General features: G+C 63.0%; 15 protein-coding genes and 1 pseudogene. 10 read left to right on the forward strand and 6 right to left on the reverse strand.

Annotation, left to right across the window (positions count from 1 at the left end):
- A partial coding sequence (locus VIM95_RS08205) for a GGDEF domain-containing protein (protein WP_331984552.1) occupies positions 1 to 907 on the forward strand: 907 nt, incomplete at its 5' end.
- A 122-nt stretch (positions 908 to 1029) separates the two neighbouring features.
- Here VIM95_RS08205 and VIM95_RS08210 read toward each other — a convergent pair.
- Positions 1030 to 3009, reverse strand: coding sequence for a coagulation factor 5/8 type domain-containing protein (locus VIM95_RS08210; RefSeq protein ID WP_331984553.1), 1980 nt, complete (start codon positions 3007 to 3009; stop codon positions 1030 to 1032).
- 308 nt (positions 3010 to 3317) lie between these two features.
- Positions 3318 to 3971: a peroxiredoxin gene (locus VIM95_RS08215; protein WP_331984554.1), complete on the reverse strand. Its 654-nt coding sequence runs from the start codon at positions 3969 to 3971 to the stop codon at positions 3318 to 3320.
- 411 nt (positions 3972 to 4382) lie between these two features.
- Between VIM95_RS08215 and VIM95_RS08220 the strand changes: the two genes are divergently transcribed.
- The 6 genes from VIM95_RS08220 (at position 4383) to VIM95_RS08245 (ending at position 10230) form a co-directional block, all read left to right on the forward strand.
- Entirely contained in the window at positions 4383 to 4952 is a 570-nt protein-coding gene (locus tag VIM95_RS08220) for a hypothetical protein (RefSeq protein ID WP_331984555.1), read from the forward strand.
- Between the two features lie 227 nt (positions 4953 to 5179).
- Positions 5180 to 5974: a transporter substrate-binding domain-containing protein gene (locus VIM95_RS08225; protein WP_331984556.1), complete on the forward strand. Its 795-nt coding sequence runs from the start codon at positions 5180 to 5182 to the stop codon at positions 5972 to 5974.
- 302 nt (positions 5975 to 6276) lie between these two features.
- Positions 6277 to 8052, forward strand: a complete 1776-nt coding sequence (locus tag VIM95_RS08230) for a cytochrome c biogenesis protein DipZ (RefSeq protein WP_331984557.1) — start codon at positions 6277 to 6279, stop codon at positions 8050 to 8052.
- Between the two features lie 11 nt (positions 8053 to 8063).
- Positions 8064 to 8651, forward strand: coding sequence for a peptide-methionine (R)-S-oxide reductase MsrB (gene msrB / locus VIM95_RS08235; protein WP_414648500.1), 588 nt, complete (start codon positions 8064 to 8066; stop codon positions 8649 to 8651).
- Positions 8652 to 8685: 34 nt separating this feature from the next.
- Positions 8686 to 9390 (forward strand): peptide-methionine (S)-S-oxide reductase MsrA, encoded by a 705-nt coding sequence (gene msrA, locus VIM95_RS08240; protein ID WP_331984558.1) that lies wholly within the window; start codon positions 8686 to 8688, stop codon positions 9388 to 9390.
- 579 nt (positions 9391 to 9969) lie between these two features.
- Entirely contained in the window at positions 9970 to 10230 is a 261-nt protein-coding gene (locus VIM95_RS08245; protein WP_331984559.1) for a hypothetical protein, read from the forward strand.
- 49 nt (positions 10231 to 10279) lie between these two features.
- On the opposite strand, the gene VIM95_RS23375 is transcribed toward VIM95_RS08245, so the two are convergent.
- Positions 10280 to 10840 carry a methyl-accepting chemotaxis protein gene (locus VIM95_RS23375; protein ID WP_414648501.1) on the reverse strand — a complete coding sequence of 187 codons (561 nt, stop codon included), beginning with the start codon at positions 10838 to 10840 and terminating at the stop codon, positions 10280 to 10282.
- Positions 10826 to 11596, reverse strand: a pseudogene (locus VIM95_RS23380) (PAS domain-containing protein); the annotation flags it as partial. The pseudogene VIM95_RS23380 and the gene VIM95_RS23375, both read right to left, overlap by 15 nt.
- A 343-nt stretch (positions 11597 to 11939) precedes the next feature.
- Between VIM95_RS23380 and VIM95_RS08255 the strand changes: the two are divergent.
- On the forward strand, positions 11940 to 12248 hold the full coding sequence (locus tag VIM95_RS08255; protein ID WP_331984561.1) for a hypothetical protein: 309 nt from the start codon (positions 11940 to 11942) through the stop codon (positions 12246 to 12248).
- Positions 12249 to 12384: 136 nt separating this feature from the next.
- A complete protein-coding gene (locus VIM95_RS08260; RefSeq protein WP_331984562.1) occupies positions 12385 to 13056 on the forward strand; it encodes a hypothetical protein in 672 nt (223 codons plus the stop codon).
- A gap of 33 nt (positions 13057 to 13089) precedes the next feature.
- On the opposite strand, the gene VIM95_RS08265 is transcribed toward VIM95_RS08260, so the two are convergent.
- A complete protein-coding gene (locus VIM95_RS08265; RefSeq protein WP_331984563.1) occupies positions 13090 to 13701 on the reverse strand; it encodes a TetR/AcrR family transcriptional regulator in 612 nt (203 codons plus the stop codon).
- A 97-nt stretch (positions 13702 to 13798) separates the two neighbouring features.
- Here VIM95_RS08265 and VIM95_RS08270 point away from each other — a divergent pair, with 97 nt between their 5' ends.
- Positions 13799 to 14830: an LLM class flavin-dependent oxidoreductase gene (locus tag VIM95_RS08270; RefSeq protein ID WP_331984564.1), complete on the forward strand. Its 1032-nt coding sequence runs from the start codon at positions 13799 to 13801 to the stop codon at positions 14828 to 14830.
- 97 nt (positions 14831 to 14927) lie between these two features.
- Here VIM95_RS08270 and VIM95_RS08275 read toward each other — a convergent pair whose 3' ends face one another.
- Entirely contained in the window at positions 14928 to 17147 is a 2220-nt protein-coding gene (locus VIM95_RS08275; protein WP_331984565.1) for a TonB-dependent receptor, read from the reverse strand.
- Between the last annotated feature and the right edge of the window lie 610 nt (positions 17148 to 17757).

A 17757-nucleotide genomic window follows, 5' to 3' on the forward strand; every position in this document is an offset into this window, starting at 1 on the left:
GGCAGTCCGCTTGCCTTGGTTCTGGGGGGCGACTGCCGTCGTTGAGGTGTGGGTGTTGGTTTCCTGGCTGGCAGGTGTAGCGCCGCTGGCTCGTGGCCTGGGCGTGGCGGCGTTCAATATCGCCATGCTGTGCTATGTGGCCTGGCTGGCCTACCGTAACCAGCATCTGTTGCAGTCTGGCCTGATGCGCGTCACCGCCTTGACCAGTCTGCTCCTGGTTGCGCACTGGGCAACGGTGTACTTCATCATCGACCGTGAGCCGGCCTGGTTTGACTATGGCTTTATGCTGGGGACGGTGCTGGTATTGACGCAGTATTTCTCGCTGCTGGCGGCCTTGTTGCTCAGCTTTCAGCAGCGGCTGCTGGAGGCGGAATCCAAGGCGCTGGACATGGCTTTCCAGGACCCGCTGACTGGGCTCAACAACCAGCGCTATGTGTCCACCTTGTTCGACAAGGTGCTGGCTTTAGCCACCCGGCCGCACCAGTTGCTGGCGGTGTTCTATATCGACCTCGACAATTTCAAGCCGATCAACGACAGCGCTGGCCACAAGGTGGGCGACGAGGTGTTGAAGACGGTGGCTCTGCGCTTGAGACAGGCGACACGCAGCACCGATATCTGTGCCCGGGTGGGTGGCGACGAATTCGTGGTGCTCTGTACCCAGCTGGAGCGGGCTGAGCAGGCGCACGATATTGCCGGCAAGCTGCTCGATACCTTGACCAGCCCGATCACGGTGGAGGGCAAGGCCTATGTGCTGGGGGCCAGTGTGGGTGTGAGCCTCTACCCCTTGCATGGTACGTCGCTTCCGCAACTGCTGGAGTATGCCGACAGCGCCATGTACGAGGTGAAGCGCAGTGGCAAGAAGGGTTACCGGATCTATGCGCCTGAGGCTGCCGACGTGCAGCTATAAGCCGCTCGGATAAAAAGTAGGTCGCGGCTCCCATAGGGAGCCGCGACCTGCTACTGCTCCAGCAGACCAGGGCCTCAGGCACGCCGCGTACTCAAGCTCCGCGGTGGCGGGCCCTGCCTGGCTCAGGGGAAGTTGAGCACATTGCTGGGGTTGGTGGTGCTGTTGGTGATGGCGCCGGTGTCGTTGACCACGTGCGAGATGGTGCCGTTGCCGCCGAGCGAGACGGTAAAGACATTGTGCAGCTTCACCCCGGCAGCCACCGGTAGCTCAAAGCCGCGAGCCGCGTTGAGGTTGGTGCTCTGGCCGCCGATATTGAAGAAACAATAGCTGCCCAGGCCCCAGCCCTCATGGTTGCGTACGTTATCTGCCACCTTGTAGGCCGCCCAGCCGTTGCCACGGCCGCTGCTCCAGCTGGCCTGGTTGGGTACGTCGTAGGGCATCTCGTTCTGGAAGAAGATGGTCTTGCCGTTCTCACCGTTCCAGATCACTTCGTACTTCTGGTAGTGCTCCACAAAGAGGCCGGTGGCCAGCACGTTGTTGCCGTTCACGATGAGGCCGGTATCGGCCGTGTTGACGTTCCAGCCGGTGGGGGAGGCGCCATGGTCGGCGCGCCAGGCCCAGATGTGGTCGAGCAGGGTATCGCTGGCGTTCACGATCAGGCTGGTGGTGGCCTTGCCGGCGACGGCGCCGCCGATGCGGAAGTACACATCCTGCACGCTGATGGGGTTGCCGGCATGGCTGCCGGTGGCGCCTTGCACGCCCACGGTGAGCAGGGCGGCGCTGTTGACCGTGCCGGCATCGAACAGCAGGCCGGCGATGCGCACGCCATCCACATTGCCCACGGTCATGGCGTTGACGCCGTTGTTGGGGATCAGGGCCGGGAAGCCAAGGCCCAGCACGACGGTGTTGGCGTTGTTGATGCGCAGGGTATCGGCCAGGTTGTAGACGCCCGGGGTGAACAGCAGGTGCTTGCCGCTGGCCAGCGCGGTGTTGATGGCGGCGGCGCTATCGCCAGGGTGGGCGATGTAGAACTGGCTGATGGGTAGCGAGTAGCCCGGCGTGCTGCCATTGGCCCAGCTGGCACCGACGGCGTTGTTGCGGTGGGTAGGCACGAAGACCGCGTAGTTGCCCGCGCTATCGAGGTAGAGATAGGGTTTGTCGCGCGAGACCGGGGTGCTGGCGAGGGTGGTGTAGGGTGGGCTGGGGAAGGTCTGGGCCGGTGCGCCGGTCACGCCGGAGAAAACGGTGTTCCATACGCCGTCGTACCAGTTGCCCACGCTGCTGTCGCGGGTGTACCACTGCTGTTGTGAGCCGGTGGCGACCACGCCGTCGACCTTGCTGTCGGCGATATAGCCGCCACTGGACCAACCGCCATTGGATGGGTTCATCACGAGGCTGCCCAGGATGTGTACGCGGCGCATGGGGGCGGCTTGCGATACCGCCCAGCGGTTGGTGCCGCCATTGGGCAGGATGGCCAGGTTCTCGACCGAGCGCCAGAAGTTCTGGGTGGCGTTGTTCTCGTCACCGTAGTTCCAGCCGCTGTCGGCGTTCACCGCGCCACTGATGCGTACGTCGTCCGGGTTGCGGCCCAGGCCGGCCACGGTGGTGTAGAAGCCGGCGTTCACCCAGACGCTGTACTGGCCGGGCTTGAACAGGAAGACATAGCGCTGCGAGCCGAACTGGGCGGTGGGGCTGCGCAGCTGGGCATTGAAGGCCGCATCGACCGCAGCCTGGATGGTGGAGGACGACATGGTGGGATCGAATACCTTCACGTTCGGGCCCAGGTCCACCGTGCCACCGGTCCCCCCGCCGCCTCCGCCACCCGAGCCGCTGCCGATGGTATAGCTGGTGCTGGGTGTGTCGTAGGCCGGGTTGCCGTTGTTGTAGGTGAAGAAGTAGCTGAGAGTATTGCCGGCGCTGACGCCACTGACCGGCTGCTCGTAGCGGGCATTGGCGCTGGAGTAGGTCATGCGGACGTTCTGCTGCCCTCCGCCATTGAGGGAGTAGTGCACGTCCACCCAAGTGGTATTAACGTTGGATTTGAACCAGATGGTGGCGGTGTTGCCGGATTCGGCCACGCCTTGCGTGTAGTCCGCCGCCATTGCATGAGTAGCGGCGAATATAATGACAATGGCATATACGCAGCGCGCAATGAGCCTCTGTAGATGGTGCATGTTGCCTCCTTTGTATTGGTCATTACCTGGCCCGCGCGGGCAGGGCGTGCTTGCCCATGTCCACTTTCAGACCAGTGGGACCAGCCTAGAAGTGCCGTAAGGCAAATGCAAGGCAGGAGTAAGAATGTAGTAAGAAATGTTGACCTACATCGACGAGCGGGAGGTGCTGGCGCTGGCAATAAAAAAGCCGCATCGCGAACGATGCGGCTTTGGGCGGAGAACCTGCTGTCTGGTGCTTACCTGGGGGCCTTGGTGGTACGCAGATAGGGCAGCTTGATGTCGATGTTGCCGAACTTCTCGCGGGCTTGGTCGTCGTTGAGCGAGAGCGCGACGATCACGTCCTGGCCCTCGGTCCAGTTGGCCGGGGTGGCCAGCGGCACGTTGTAGGTCAGTTGTAGGGCGTCCAGTGCGCGCAGCACTTCGGCGAAGTTGCGGCCGACCGACATGGGGTAGGTCATGGAGAGCTTGAGCTTCTTGTCCGGGCCGATGATGAACACCGAGCGCACGGTGGCGGTGTCGTTGGCGGTACGGCCATCCGGCAGGTAGGCCTCGGCCGGCAGCATGTCGAAGGCCTTGGAGACGGCCAGGCCTTCGTCGGCAATGATGGGGAAACCTGCCTGGGCGCCCGCGAAGCGTTCGATATCGCCCTTCCACTTCTTGTGGGCATCCGCGCCGTCTACCGAGACGCCGATCACCTTGGTGCCGCGCTTGGCCCACTCGCGGGCCAGTTGGGCCACGGCGCCGAATTCGGTGGTGCAGACCGGGGTGAAGTCTTTGGGATGGGAGAACAAAATGGCCCAGCCCGAGCCGATCCAGTCATGGAAATTGATGCTGCCCTGGTCGGTCTCGGCGGTGAAGTTGGGGACCGGGTCGTTGATGCGCAAGGCCATGATTTTCTCCAATGTTGGTTGATACCTGCAATTGCTTGGCGGATATGCGCCACGGTGGTTTGGACCGCAGCTGTCCGGAAAAGTGGCGGTCTGCAGCTTGCTTTGTTTTTCTGCGTTGATGGCGATGGGCCCGCACAGGGTACCTGCCGGGCGAGGGCCGCTGCGTAGGGAGTATAGGCGGCTGGTCTGGTGGTCGCACCCTCTGCAAGCATGGACGGGCCGCCGCCAAGCCAGGCCGCCGGGCTGGCCCTGGCCGCGTACTGGCATGGTGAACCTGACCTGACAGCACGGTGCAAAACAAGATGAACTGCCCCTGTTGCGCTTAGGCATGGCCTATCAATACTGTATGCACCCCTACCTGTGCGCAGCCGCGCAGCAGGTCAACCTCGAGCCGGCAAGGCCACTATCGTCATGACTTCTGAAGCTCTGCAGCGTTTTATCGACCAAGCCAACAGCCGCAGCTGCCAGCAGCCCGACCCGGCTGACTGCGTGCTGGCCCTGGCGCCATTGATGCTGGACCTGATCGACCAGGCCAGCAGCTTTCTGGAGCCGCAGCATTACCGCAGCAGCCCGGAGACCTATAGCCGCAACCTGATCTACAGCGCGCCAGACCAGAGCCTCTCGCTCTACTCGATAGTCTGGCTGCCTGGCCAGTGGACGCCGGTGCACGACCATGGCAGCTGGGGCGTGGTCGGCGTGGTGGAAGGGGTGCTGGAGGAGCGCAGCTATGTGCGCCTGTCGCCCGACCGTGGCGTGGATGAGGATATCGAGCTGGCCCGTGGTGGCACCATCTTGCTGCGGCACGGTGCGGTGACGAGCTTTGTGCCCAACCCGGACCATATCCATATTACCGGCGTGCCCGAGGACCGGCCCCGCGCGGTCAGCCTGCACCTCTACGGCCGGACCATGAATGACTTCAATATCTACGATGTGGCGGCCGGTACCCGCCGTCGCATCCGGGTGGCGCACAACGAGAGCTGAGTCTCTCTATGGCCGGCTTCCTGGACGCCGGCTACTCCACCCTGCAAACCCGCGTAGGCCGCTACGCGGGTTTTTTCTTGCCTGCAGCATGGGTAGGTAGGTAGGCCTTCACATGCATGCAGCATGGCTTGGACTACATTACAGTCATCCGGGACGTTGATATATGACGGCTGGATGGCGCTGATATCATCGCCCCCCGCATAAAACCAAAGATAAGGATGCTCCCCATGCGTAACAAACTATTGCTCGGCCTCGCCCTGTTGGCGGCCCTGCCCGCCGCCGCGGATGATCTGGACAAAATCAAGGCCAAGGGTGAAGTGGTCATTGGCGTGCGCGAAAATTCGCCGCCCTTTGGCTTCTTTGACAAGAAGCGTGGCGTGGTCTTTGGCTACGACATCGAGTTCGCCAATTACGTAGCCAAGAAGCTCGGGGTCAAGCCAGTCTTCAAGACCCTGGAGCCGGCCGAGCGGCTGCCGGCGATCAAGGATGGTCGGGTAGACCTGGTGTTTGCCTCGCTCGCCAAGACCAGCGAGCGCGAGAAGGAGGTCGACTTCAGCCTGGGCTATTTCATCTCCACCCAGAAGATGCTGGCCAAAAAGGGCAAGTTCCGTAACCTGACCCAGCTCGACAATATGCGCGTCTGCGTGCCCAAGGGCACCACCAATGCCAAGCTGTTGCAGGGGGTATCGTCCTCGGTGCAGGTGATCAATATGGACGACTATGACGACACCCTGAAGGGGCTGGCCGAGGGCAAGTGTGACGGTGCTTCCGGCCCCGAGGCGACCATGTTGGGCAACCTGGCCAAGATGCCGGGTAAGCAGGACTATGAGGTGGCGGACATCGCCATTGCCTCTGAGGCGCTGGCCGTGGGCATGCGCAAGGGCGAGAAGAAGCTGCAGAAGGCGGTGAACGAGGCGCTGGTGGATGCCGAGGCCACCGGCGAGGCCGCGCGTATCTTCAATACCTGGTTTGGGCCAGGCTCCAATGTCCCGTTGATCCGCGCCTTCCGTATCGTTTATTGAGAAGCCGGGCCGCTGAACGCTTCTGGCGGCCCTTTCCCTCGCCCGGCAGTCCTGCCGGGCGGGTGGCTCAGGCATCTCTCCAGCCCCCTAGTGGGCCACCGGGCCACCGGGTTTATGACATTTTTGTCATGGACCAGTCATTCGAGCGCAATTCCCACCTTGTTACGTTAGCCGGCAATTCGTCACGGTAGCGCCCCCTCGTGTTGGTGCCACCGGTCGAAGGCCATGCGCCGTGCCACTGCTGCCTTTCGGTGTCAGCAAGGGCAGGGCGCCACGACTAATGCTACGTGGAGGTGCGCGACATGATTGCACCATTGGTGTTTCTGGGCGGGGCGTTGACCATACTCAGCCCCTGTGTGCTGCCGGTGCTGCCCTTTGTGTTTACCCGGGCCGACCGGCCTTTCCTGCGCAACGGCCTGCCCATGTTGGCCGGCATGGCGTTGACCTTTGCCGGCATCGCTACCCTGGCTGCCGTGGGTGGCGCCTGGGCGGTACAACTGAACCAGTTCGGCCGCGGTCTGGCCCTGCTGACCCTGGCGCTGTTCGCCCTGACCTTGTTGTCGCGCCGCCTGGCCGATGCCATGGCGCGGCCCTTCCTGGCGCTGGGCAACCGGCTGATGGGGGCGGAGGCAGCATCGGGCGAGGAGGGGGGCGTGGGCCGCTCGCTACTCCTGGGGGTGGCCACGGGCCTGCTCTGGGCTCCCTGCGCTGGTCCTATCCTGGGCTTGATACTGACTGGTGCGGCACTCTCCGGCCCCAATGCCCAGACAGCCTTTCTATTGCTGGTCTACGCGGCCGGTGCTGCCACCTCCTTGGCGATTGCCCTCTTGGCAGGCGGCCGGGTATTCACCTTGCTCAAGCGCGGCTTGGGCGCGGGTGAGTGGGTGCGGCGCGGTCTGGGGGTACTGGTCTTGGTGGCGGTTGCGGTCATTGGTCTGGGTTGGGACAGCAGTGTGCTGACCAATCTCTCGCTCGCCGGCACCAACCGGCTGGAGCAGTCCTTGCTGGACCGTTTTGGCAGCCAGCAAGCTGCCGCCGGCCCGGCCGTGGGCGGGGCCATGATGGCCAGCAACAGCATGATGATGCGCAAGGCTGGCAGCGCCAGCCTGCCGGTGGAGGGCGAGCTGCCCTCGCTGGCCGGCGCCACGGGCTGGCTCAATACGCCACCGCTGACGACCGAAGGCCTGCGCGGCAAGGTGGTGCTGGTCGATTTCTGGACCTATTCCTGTATCAACTGCCTGCGCTCCTTGCCCTATGTGAACGGCTGGTACCAGAAGTACAAGGACCATGGCCTGGTGGTGCTGGGTGTGCATGCGCCGGAGTTCGCCTTTGAGAAGAACCCGGGCAATGTGCGCAAGGCGGTGGCCGAGCAGGGCATTGCCTACCCGGTGGCACTGGATAACGACTACGCGATCTGGCGTGGCTTCAACAACCAGTACTGGCCGGCGCACTACTTTGTCGATGCCGCCGGGCATATCCGCGGCCACCACTTTGGCGAGGGCGACTATCTGGGCTCGGAGCAGACCCTGCGGCAGCTGCTGATCGAGGCCGGCGCCAAGGACCTGCCGCCCTTGACCGGCGATGCCCCCAAGGCCAGCGGCGTGCAGGCTGCCGCCAACGAGGCGCAGGTACAGTCACCCGAGACCTATGTGGGCTACGAGCGGGCCGAGCAGTTCAGTTCGCCTGAGGGCTTCAAGCCGGATGCAGCCACTGGCTACACGCTGCCCAAGCAGCTGGGGCTCAACCAGTGGGGCCTGACGGGCCAATGGCAGGTAGGCGCCGAGCGCGCGGTGCTGGCGCAGGCACACGGCGGTATCCAGTACCGCTTCCAGGCGCGTGATCTGCACCTGGTGCTGGGGCCTGGCCAGGCTGGTCACCCGGTGCGCTTTCGGGTGCTGATCGATGGTGCTCCACCCAAGGCTGACCACGGCGCGGATGTCGACGCCGATGGTTACGGCAAGGTCAGCGAGCAGCGTTTGTACCAATTGGTCCGGCAGTCGGGCGAGGTGAGCGCCCATACCTTCAGTATCGAGTTCCTCGACGCTGGTGCCGAAGCCTACGCCTTCACCTTTGGTTGAGGAGCCACGCCATGAATGACGATATGCAAGCAGGTCGCCGCACCTTTCTGCGGTTGGGGCTGGGTGCACTGGTCGCCAACACCGCCATGGTCCGGGCCTGGGCGACAGGCCTTGCCAACACGGCCGCGGTGGCCGGCCCGGCGGTTGCGGAGGTGGAGATCGAGCAGTTCTCGCCAGCCGGCAAGTCGCTGGGTCTGGTAAGGCAGCCCAAGGTGGTGAAGAGCGATTCCGCCTGGCAGCAGCAACTGCCGGCCAGCGTCTACCAGGTGACGCGCCGGGCCGGGACCGAGTACCCCTACACCGGCAAGCTGTGGAACAACCACGCGGACGGCCTGTACCGCTGCGTGTGCTGCGATACCGCGCTTTTTGATGCACGTACCAAGTTCGAGTCCGGTACCGGCTGGCCCAGCTTCTGGCAGGCGATATCCAGCCGCAATGTGCGGGTCAGCCGCGACAACAGCCTGGGCATGCAGCGCGATGCCGTCTCCTGCGCGCGTTGCGATGCCCACCTGGGGCATGTGTTCGACGACGGCCCAAGGCCTACCGGCCTGCGCTACTGCATGAATTCTGCCGCCTTGCGTTTTGTGGCACGCGCCTGATTGCCATCGCTTCACCTTTGGAAGGAGTCTTGCCATGCAAGTCATGAAACATCGTTGGAGCAGCCCCCTCTTGGCTGCGCTGGTGGCCATTGTGGTCGGTGGTCTGGCCGAGTCGTTCTCCTACGCGGCCGAGGCGCCGGTGGTGATAGACCCACCCAAGTTCGATCAGCCCAAGGCGGCGGGTGCGCTGCAGACTGCCGTGTTCGGCGGCGGCTGTTTCTGGGGTGTGCAGGGCGTGTTCGAGCATGTGCGCGGGGTGCAGAAGGTGGTATCCGGCTATGCCGGCGGCAACAAGGCTACGGCGCAGTATGAGCTGGTCGCCACCGGGACCACCGGCCATGCCGAATCGGTCCAGATTACCTATGACCCGGCCGTGGTGAGCTACGGCGAGCTTCTGCGCATCTTCTTCTCGGTAGCGCACGACCCGACCCAGCTCAACCGCCAGGGGCCGGACAGCGGGACGCAGTACCGCTCGGTGATCTTCTACGGTAGCGAGGCGCAGAAGTCGGTGGCGCAGGCCTATATCACCCAGCTAGGTCAGGCGCATGCCTACGCTCGGCAGATCGTCACCCAGCTGAGTCCGGCCGGCGGCTTCTATCCGGCCGAGGACTATCACCAGGACTACCTCGTGCAGCATCCTCGCGATCTTTACATTGTCTACAACGACCTACCCAAGGTGGCCAACCTGCAGCGGCTGTTCCCTGCCAGTTGGCGGGGGACACCGGTGTCGTGGCGGTGAGGGCCTGATGGCTTGGCGTGCGGTGCATATATAGTCTGAGCGCAGCGTGGGCGCCCGGTAACCCGTGCGCTCACGTTCGGTGCGAGCTGAGGTAGCAGGCCCTTGCCTTGATGAGTTCCTGCCCCGCCCAATTCATTCTCTTACGCATCGGTAAGGCGCTCCCTGAGCACCGGGCTTGCGCCTGGTCAAATCAGGGTGGGAGAAGGCGGGGCATACTGGCTTCGTCGTCAACGCCCGTAGCACTCTCCATGTTTGCCGACATTTTTGTATTGCCCTCAGGTGGCAACCGGCACGCCCTGGCGTGATGGTTGTACCGGCTAGGCCACCCTTAGCGGGTGGCTTTTTTTTGTTCGCTGAGGGGGACGGGAACGGCGTTTGCCTCTGGGTGGAAGCGGTTTGCCTTTGGGCGAGTTGATTGCCAAGATGGCGACGGCCGGTCGGTTGTTGGCTTGTTTTGTCCCGGCCTGGCGCGCTATCTTTATCCTTCATGCCCCGCATCGCCGGGGCGGGTCCGGACTGGTGTATCAGCCTACGTCAGAGAGGCGGCCGGTTACGTTCAAGATACAGGAGGACGATTGCATGCTGATCCCGCAAGAAGGCCAAGTCTTCGAGGCCACCCGTTGTAATCCCGGCTACCGTATCTCGGTGGTCGAACTCAAGTTATTCGCCGACGATTGTTTCCTGGTCAGCTATACCGAGCGCGGCCGGGAGTTTGATTTTTCCGTTCCCGCCCATGATCTGGATGACCGCGAGTGGCAGGCACTGAGCGAGCAGCTCGGCTTACGGCTGGTGGAAGGCGCTGTCGTGCTGGAATTCGACATGGTCGCAGCCGCCGCTTGAGCCATTTTGCGCCACCCCGCAAGGTGCGAGGTGGCGTCTTCAAGGCTGGCTAGCCGCTGAGTTGGGTGGAGAACTGGCCAACCGCGTTGACCACGCGTTGTGCACCATCCTGGATCTCGATAATCACGTTACCTGCTTCGCCGGCCAGTTGCAGGCCGTGCTCGGCCTGCTGCTTGCCCGAATCGATGACCGAGACCGCTTGACCGGCCAGCTTCTGGTTTTGCTGCACCACGCCGATGATCTCCTGCGTGGCGGCCGTGGTGCGTGAGGCGAGTTGACGCACCTCATCTGCCACCACGGCAAAGCCGCGGCCATGCTCGCCGGCCCGGGCGGCTTCGATGGCGGCATTGAGCGCCAATAGATTGGTCTGGTCGGCAATACTGCTGATGCTATTGATGATGGAGCCGATCACCTGCGACTGCTTGTCCAGCGCCTCGATGCGTTCGGCGGCTTCCTGCATGTGGTGCGCCAGGTCGCGCATCACATTCACCGTCTGCTTGACTACGCCGGCTCCACGCTGGGCGCTGTTGTCGGTTTGTTGCGAGGTGCTGTAGGCAATATCGGCAGCGTCGGCAATGGCCAGCTCCCGGTTCACCTGGTCGGTGATCACGGTGGCGAATTTCACCACTTTGTAGAGTTTGCCCTGGGCATCGATGATGGGGTTGTAGGAGGCTTCCAGCCAGACCACGTTGCCATGGGCATCCACCCGTTTGAAGCGGTCGGCGACAAATTCGCCACGGCGCAGCTTGTCCCAGAAGGCCTGGTACTGGGGAGCGTTGTACTCTTCGGGTTCGCAGAATGTACGGTGGTGCTTGCCCTGTATCTGCTCCAGCCGGTAGCCCATGGACTGCAGAAAGCGGTCATTGGCGGTCAGGATCTCGCCATCGAGGTTGAATTCGATCACGGCGGTGGAGCGTTGCAGGGCCCGGATGATGTTCTCGTGCTCGCAGGAGGCTTCGATGGTACGGGTGAGGTCATTGGCGTAGAGCGAGAAGTGCTGTAACACCCCGGCACTATTGCGCACTGGCTGCAGGATGACTCGCAACCAGGCCTCCTTGCCATTGCCGCGCAAGAGGCGCAGCGCTCCGCTCAGGTGCTCGCCGCGGACGATGGCTTCACGCAGCTTGGTGTGGAAATCGGTATCTCGTAGATTGGGCGGCACCAGCTCGATAATGGCGCGCCCCGTCAGTTCGTCCGGGCGATACTGCATTTCCTTCTGGAAGGTGGTGTTGATGGTCTCGAACCGGCCTTGCGGGTTGAGATAGGCCGCCAGCATCTCGTCATCGAGGCTTTTCCTGACTTGTTCGACCGAGGACATTTCCTCGCGTAGTGCTGCCAACTCCTGCTTCAGATGTGCATTGAACATATCCCCCACCTCGTCATGACAGAGTGATGCGAATCGATGAGCAAAGGTATGCGGCCTCCTCAAAACGGACTAAGGGGCCGCTAAGCGTTTTAGGCGTCGACCGGATCTGTTACGCGCCATTTGGAACCCACCTGCAACTGCGTGTAGAGCACAGACTGGTGACAAAGATAGTTATAGCGCTGATTGTGCAGATGCAAGGGCGGTCCGCGGGTTGCCAGTGGAAGAGAGATGCGCTGTGGCGTAGATCAATATATGACTTTTTGCGTGTATCGCAATGTACTCAGATAGAGGGAACTTCATTTAGAATCCGGCCTCCTAGTTGTCCCGGGATCCGTAGAAGATCATGCCTACCGCTGCCTTGCCCTCTATCTCCAATCTGTTGCTGCTGCAAGGTGGTTCGGCCGTGTTGCTGGTTTTTGTCGGTGCTTACGCCGTCTATCGGCTGTGGCGGCACAGCAAGGCGCTGGCAGTATTTTGTGCAGGTCTGGCTTTGATCGGCATTGCCTGGCAGCTCGGTTATGCCGACTGGCTGGAAGGCATAGTCCAGGCCATGGCCGTGTTGGCTGCGCTGGGCATGGCCCACGATGGCTGGCAGTACAAGCGCACTACCGACAGGGAAGAGCGCAAGCAGTATCGCCGCCGCTACTGGTAGCTGTAGAAGCCCCCATGAAAAAGCCGCAGCATCACGCTGCGGCTTTTTCATGCCTGCTGGAGACGTTGCGTGCGTGGCGCGTAATGGCGATGCCATAATCGCCACGCCCTTACTATCGCTTCTTATCTACTTAATTATGCCGCACGATTCCTATTACACCCTGCTGGGCCTTGGCCCGGAAGCCACACCTTCGCAGATCGAGACTGCCTGCCGGCAGATGCTGCGGCTGTACCAGTCCTCTGGTGCCAGTCCCGAGCGCTTGGCTGAGTTGCGGGAAATCCAGACCGTACTGTGCGACCCTCAGCGCCGGGCAGCGTATAACGCCACGCTCAAGCCTGCCGGTCCGGCGCGTACGCCGGCTGCCGACCCCGGCAAGGGCTTGCGCTGGCTGGGCTTGCTGGCCGCCCTGGTGCTGCCGCTGGGGGGCATTATCTGGTGGGCGAACCGTCCGGTAGCCGGTAAGCCGGTTGTTTCTGCGCCCGTAGCGATGACTGAGGCTGCGCCTGCTATCAACAGCAGCGATAGCCAGCAGCGGGACCAGAACATGGGGCAGGCACAGAAGAAACTGCATGAGTTGCAGACCCTGCAGAATCGTAAATATGCGATCGATAGTCAGCTTGCGCGTTATCGCGTTGAGGCGGAGAACCAGCGTAACGAATCAGACGACGAGCAGCGGGTTGCGGAGGTCGAGGACCTCAACCATGAACGGGCCTGGATCGAGGACCGTATAGCGACCATCAATCGGGTGGAGTTGAAGCAGGCCATGTATGGCGAACTACCGCCGGCGCAGCGCTACCCAGGCCGTTGAGCTTGCCCTGATCAATGGCGTGGGCGGGCGCCGTCAGGTGTCTGCCGGCACCATGCCCTGCCAGGCGCCCATGGCGCAGTCCACAACGGCCAGCATGGCCTCGCGCGTGGCGCCGTCGCAGGCCTGTACCGACAGGCCTTGCAACACCGTGGCGTAGAAGGTGGTCAGCGCCTCCACGGGCGCTGTGGCAGGCAGGTCGCCCTCGGCCATGCCGCGCAGGAGCCGTTGCCGTATGCGCTCGGCAGAATCGAGCCGGCACTCGCGCAGATAGGCCTGTACGCTTTCGCTGTCGGCCGTGCCCCGGCGACCGCCCAGATCGATCAAGCAGCCGCGCGGCTTGCCCGGCGTGCTATAGCAGATGGCGGCGTTGCGCAGCATGGTCTCGATGGCGGCGCGAGCGGTGGGCTGCTGCAGTGAATCGAGCCAGAGCGGACTTTCTTCCGAGCGATAGCGGGCCACCGCCTCGCGGAACAGCGCTTCCTTGGAGCCAAACGCCGCATAGAGGCTGGGCGCGCACAGGCCACCCATGGCTTCCCTGAGCTGGGTCATGCTGGCGCCTTCGTAACCGTATTCCCAGAACACCTGCATGGCTTGCTGCAGGGCCTCGTCACGGTCGAAGCTGGCGGGCCGGCCGCGCTTGGTCATGGCACATCCATTTTTATAACGATTGGTATATTTTCCTTGACGAGCTGGCGGCTTTGCAAGATTGTTATATTTATAACGCTTGTTATAGATATATTCCTTGTACCCAGAGGTAACCGCCTTGATCCCCTTTTCCGTCCTTGATCTCTCCCCGGTCGTCGTCGGCGCTACGCCAGCAGACGCACTGCGCAATACCTTGGACCTGGCCCAGCACGCCGAGCGCTGGGGCTTCCATCGCTACTGGTTGGCCGAGCACCACAATATGGTCGGCATTGCCAGCGCCGCCACCGCGGTGGTGCTGGCCCATGTCGCGGCCGGCACGCGCAGCATCCGTGTCGGCTCGGGCGGGATCATGCTGCCCAACCATGCGCCGCTGGTGATCGCCGAGCAGTTCGGTACGCTGGAGTCCTTGCACCCTGGCCGTATCGACCTGGGCCTGGGGCGCGCGCCGGGGACCGATATGGGCACCGCTCGTGCATTGCGGCGCGATATGCTGGACAGCGCCGATCGCTTCCCGCTGGACGTGCAGGAGCTGCAGGCCTTGCTGGCACCGGTAAGGCCGGGTCAGGCCATCCAGGCGGTGCCCGGTGGTGGTCTGGAAATACCGATCTGGCTCTTGGGTTCCAGCCTCTTCAGCGCCCAGCTGGCGGCGGCCATGGGCTTGCCCTTTGCCTTTGCCTCGCACTTTGCGCCGGACTACCTGATGCAGGCGCTGCAGATCTACCGCGAGCAGTTTCGCCCGTCCAAGCAGCTCGACCGGCCCTATGCGATGGTGGCTGCCGGTGTGGTGGCGGCTGATACGGATGAGGAGGCGCGCTATCTGTTTACTTCCTTGCAGCAGCAGTTCACCAATCTGCGGCGGGGCACGCCGGGCAAGATCCAGCCACCCATCCCCGATATGGCGGCCTACTGGCAGCCGGGTGAGAGCCTGGGGGTGAACCGCGCTTTGGCCTGCTCGGCGGTGGGCTCGCGAGAGACCGTCAAGGCGCGTCTGCTGGAGCTGATCGAACAGACTGGGGCCGATGAGCTGATTTTGACCGCCAATATCTACGAGCATGCCAAGCGGCTGCGTTCCTTCGAGATCCTGGCGGACATCCATGCCGAGCTCTCGGGCCGCAGCCTGAGCTGGTAGCGTAGAAACAGCACAAAAAAAGACCCGGCTCGTGGCCGGGTCTGTCTGCTGCCTGGGTAGGCGCTAGGGCTTACCTTGCCGATCACGGGTGGCGCGATCAGTAGTCCAGGCTGTAGCTCAAGGCGTAGGTCCGGCCGCGACCCTGGAAGTCCACGGTGGCCGGTGAGACCAAGGCACCGTAGAAGACCTTGGCACGCTGGCCCCAGATGGTGGCGTACTGGCGGTCGAACAGATTCTGCACGCCGAAGTTCACGGTACCGCGCGCCAGGGCGTAGCTGCCCAGAAGGTCGGCGGTGGTATAGCCGTCAAGGCGGGCGCCGGTCGGGTCGCTCAAGCCAAAGCTCTTGACCGCTTGCAGGCGCAGGCCGAGAGGGCCGCGCTGGTAGCTGCCGTAGGCGGTGAGCTTGTTGGGGCTGGCGGCGGTGACCGCCTGCTTCTGCCAGTTGCCGTTTTTCTTCTCTTGCGAGCGGATCACCAGGAAGTTGCCGCCCAGCTTGAAGGCGTCGTCGAAGCGGTAGCCGAGTTCGCCTTCCAGGCCGTAGTTGCGGGTGTCCTGGTCGATCACGTTGATGGCCAGGGTGGACGAGACGAACTGGATGTTCTTGTCCGACCAGGCGTAGAAGGCCGCCAGCTGACTGCTGAAACCGCCCGCCTTGCTGCGCCAGCCGGTCTCGACCTGGCGGGTCTTGATGCCGGCCAGGGGCGAACCGGCTACGCTGACGCCGCTGACCAGGTTCCAGACGCCGGTCTTGCCGCCGACCAGGCTATAGCGGCCCTGACCGTAGTATTTGGCCGGGTCGGGCAGATCGAAGCCTTCCGAATAATTCAGCCAACCCTGGTTGTTGCCATTGAGGCGGAAGATCACGCCGGCATTGGGCAGGGTGACCGAGTAGCTGTTGTCGCCACCGGCGATGGCGGCGGCGGACTTGCCTACGCCGCTGGCGATCAGTACCTGCTGCTGCGAGGCGACGAAGTCGTCGACCGACACGTCCATCTTCTGGTGGCGCAGGCCGGCGCTCAGGCTCCATTGCTCGTCCAGCTTCCAGTCGGCCTGGGCGAACAGCGAGCGGCCATCCACCTCAAAGCCGGGGTAGCGGCCCACCTCGGCGAAGCGAGCCAGCTTGAGGCCGCCGCTGGCGAAGCCCTGTGCGGCGTTGAACAGCACCTGGCTGGCGTCGAACTTTTCATGGTCCAGGTCCAGGCCGTAGCTCAGCTTCACGTCGCCAAAGCGCTTGAACAGCACGGCCTTGAGGGCCTGGGCGTCGGTGTTCTGGCGCGAGGTGCTGTAGTAGGGCACGGTGCCCACGCCGCTGACGTTGTAGGTGCCGGGGAAGGGGTAGAAGTCCAGCTTCTCGGTGCGAGCCGAGCCTTGCAGATAGAGGTCCTGGCCACCCAGTACCTGCGGCAGGTGGTAGTCGAACATCAGCATGGAGCGCTTGGTGGTCGGGGTGATGTCCGACTCGAAACCGTCACGCACTTCCAAGAGCTGCGGCTTGCCGCCCAGGGCGCCGGCGAGGTTGGGGCCCAGGTAGAGCGCCTTGCTGCCGTCGTAGCCCGAGTCGTAGTACTGGGCGGTGAGCTTGAGGCTCTGGCCTGCGGGGAGCTTGAAGTCCAGGCTGCCCAGCACATCGACCGAGCGGTTGTACTGCAGGTCGGTCTGGGTGATGTCCGGCGTGACCTGCTTGCCGGCTGCGTCGAAGGCGGCGCCGTTCTTCTGGTTGGCCACGCCCAGGCGGCCGGCGATGCTGTCGCTACCACCGCTGATGGATTGCGCCACGCGCCAGTCGTGGTCTTCACCGGTTTCAAAACCGCTACGCAGACCTAACTCGGTATTGAACTTGAGGCCAACCTCACCGCGCTTGGTGACAATGTTGACCACGCCACCGGTGGCACCGCCACCGTAGACCGAGCTGGCGCCGGAGAGGACTTCGATGCGCTCGATATTGTAGGGGTCGATGGAATCGAACTGCCGGCTGACACCGCGCGAGCTGTTGAGCGAGACGCCGTCGATCATCACCAGCACGCTGCGGCCGCGCAGGTTCTGGCCGTAGTTGGTACGGCCCTGCGGGCCGATGTCCAGGCTGGGCACCAGCTGGCCCAGCAGCTCCTTGAGCGGTACGCCACCACGGACCTGCTCGGCGATCTCTTCACCGCTGACGATCCAGGCACTGCGCGGCAGATCGCTGATACGGGTCGGGGTGCGGGCACCGGTGACCAGAATGGGGTCGGTGCTGGTCTGTTCGGCCAGTGCCGGCAAGCCGGCCAGGATCAGGGGGATGGCGATCGCCAGCGGGCGGAAACGGGGGGCGTGTTGCATAAGCGGGTACTCCCAATTGTATGACCGGTTTACCGCCACGACATGGGCCGGCGGCAGCCAGGGGAGGGCGCACAGCGTACAAGTCGGAGCAGCTTGATCGGGTTCTGATTTGAAGTGCGGCTGGTGCGGTAGAGGCGCAGCGCAGACACAAGGGCGACATTCTAGAGTTGTAAATTTTATTTGAAAATAAGAATCGTTATTATTTTTGTTCTTAAGTTGAAAGGGGCTTGGCAGTGACAGGTACAGGGGGGTGAGGAGCGCCGAGAGCAATTGGACCTGAAGCAGCTTGCTGTTGGGAGGCTAGTTCCGTGAACCTACGAGCGCAGCGAGGCTCCCTCGCGGCGGCGAGGGCGGGGGGAGTTGGGCTAAATCAGAGGATCCGGTGGTCGAGCTTACATGACGTTAAGCGCTCGGCTTTGCCGAGTGCCATCGCAGCAGGTGATATTGCGATAAGGCTTGCTATTTCAAAGCAAGGATCAACCGCCGGTGAGGGACATGAAGCGGACGATTTTTTCCGGTTGCTCGACAAAGGTATGGCGCTCGGGTTTGAGCTCGATGGCGTCGCGCAGCGCGGCGATCAGGGTGGCATCGTCGGCGCCGCCACGTAGCA

The sequence above is a fragment of the Chitinimonas sp. genome, from assembly GCF_036568685.1.
Classification (GTDB): domain Bacteria; phylum Pseudomonadota; class Gammaproteobacteria; order Burkholderiales; family Chitinimonadaceae; genus Chitinimonas.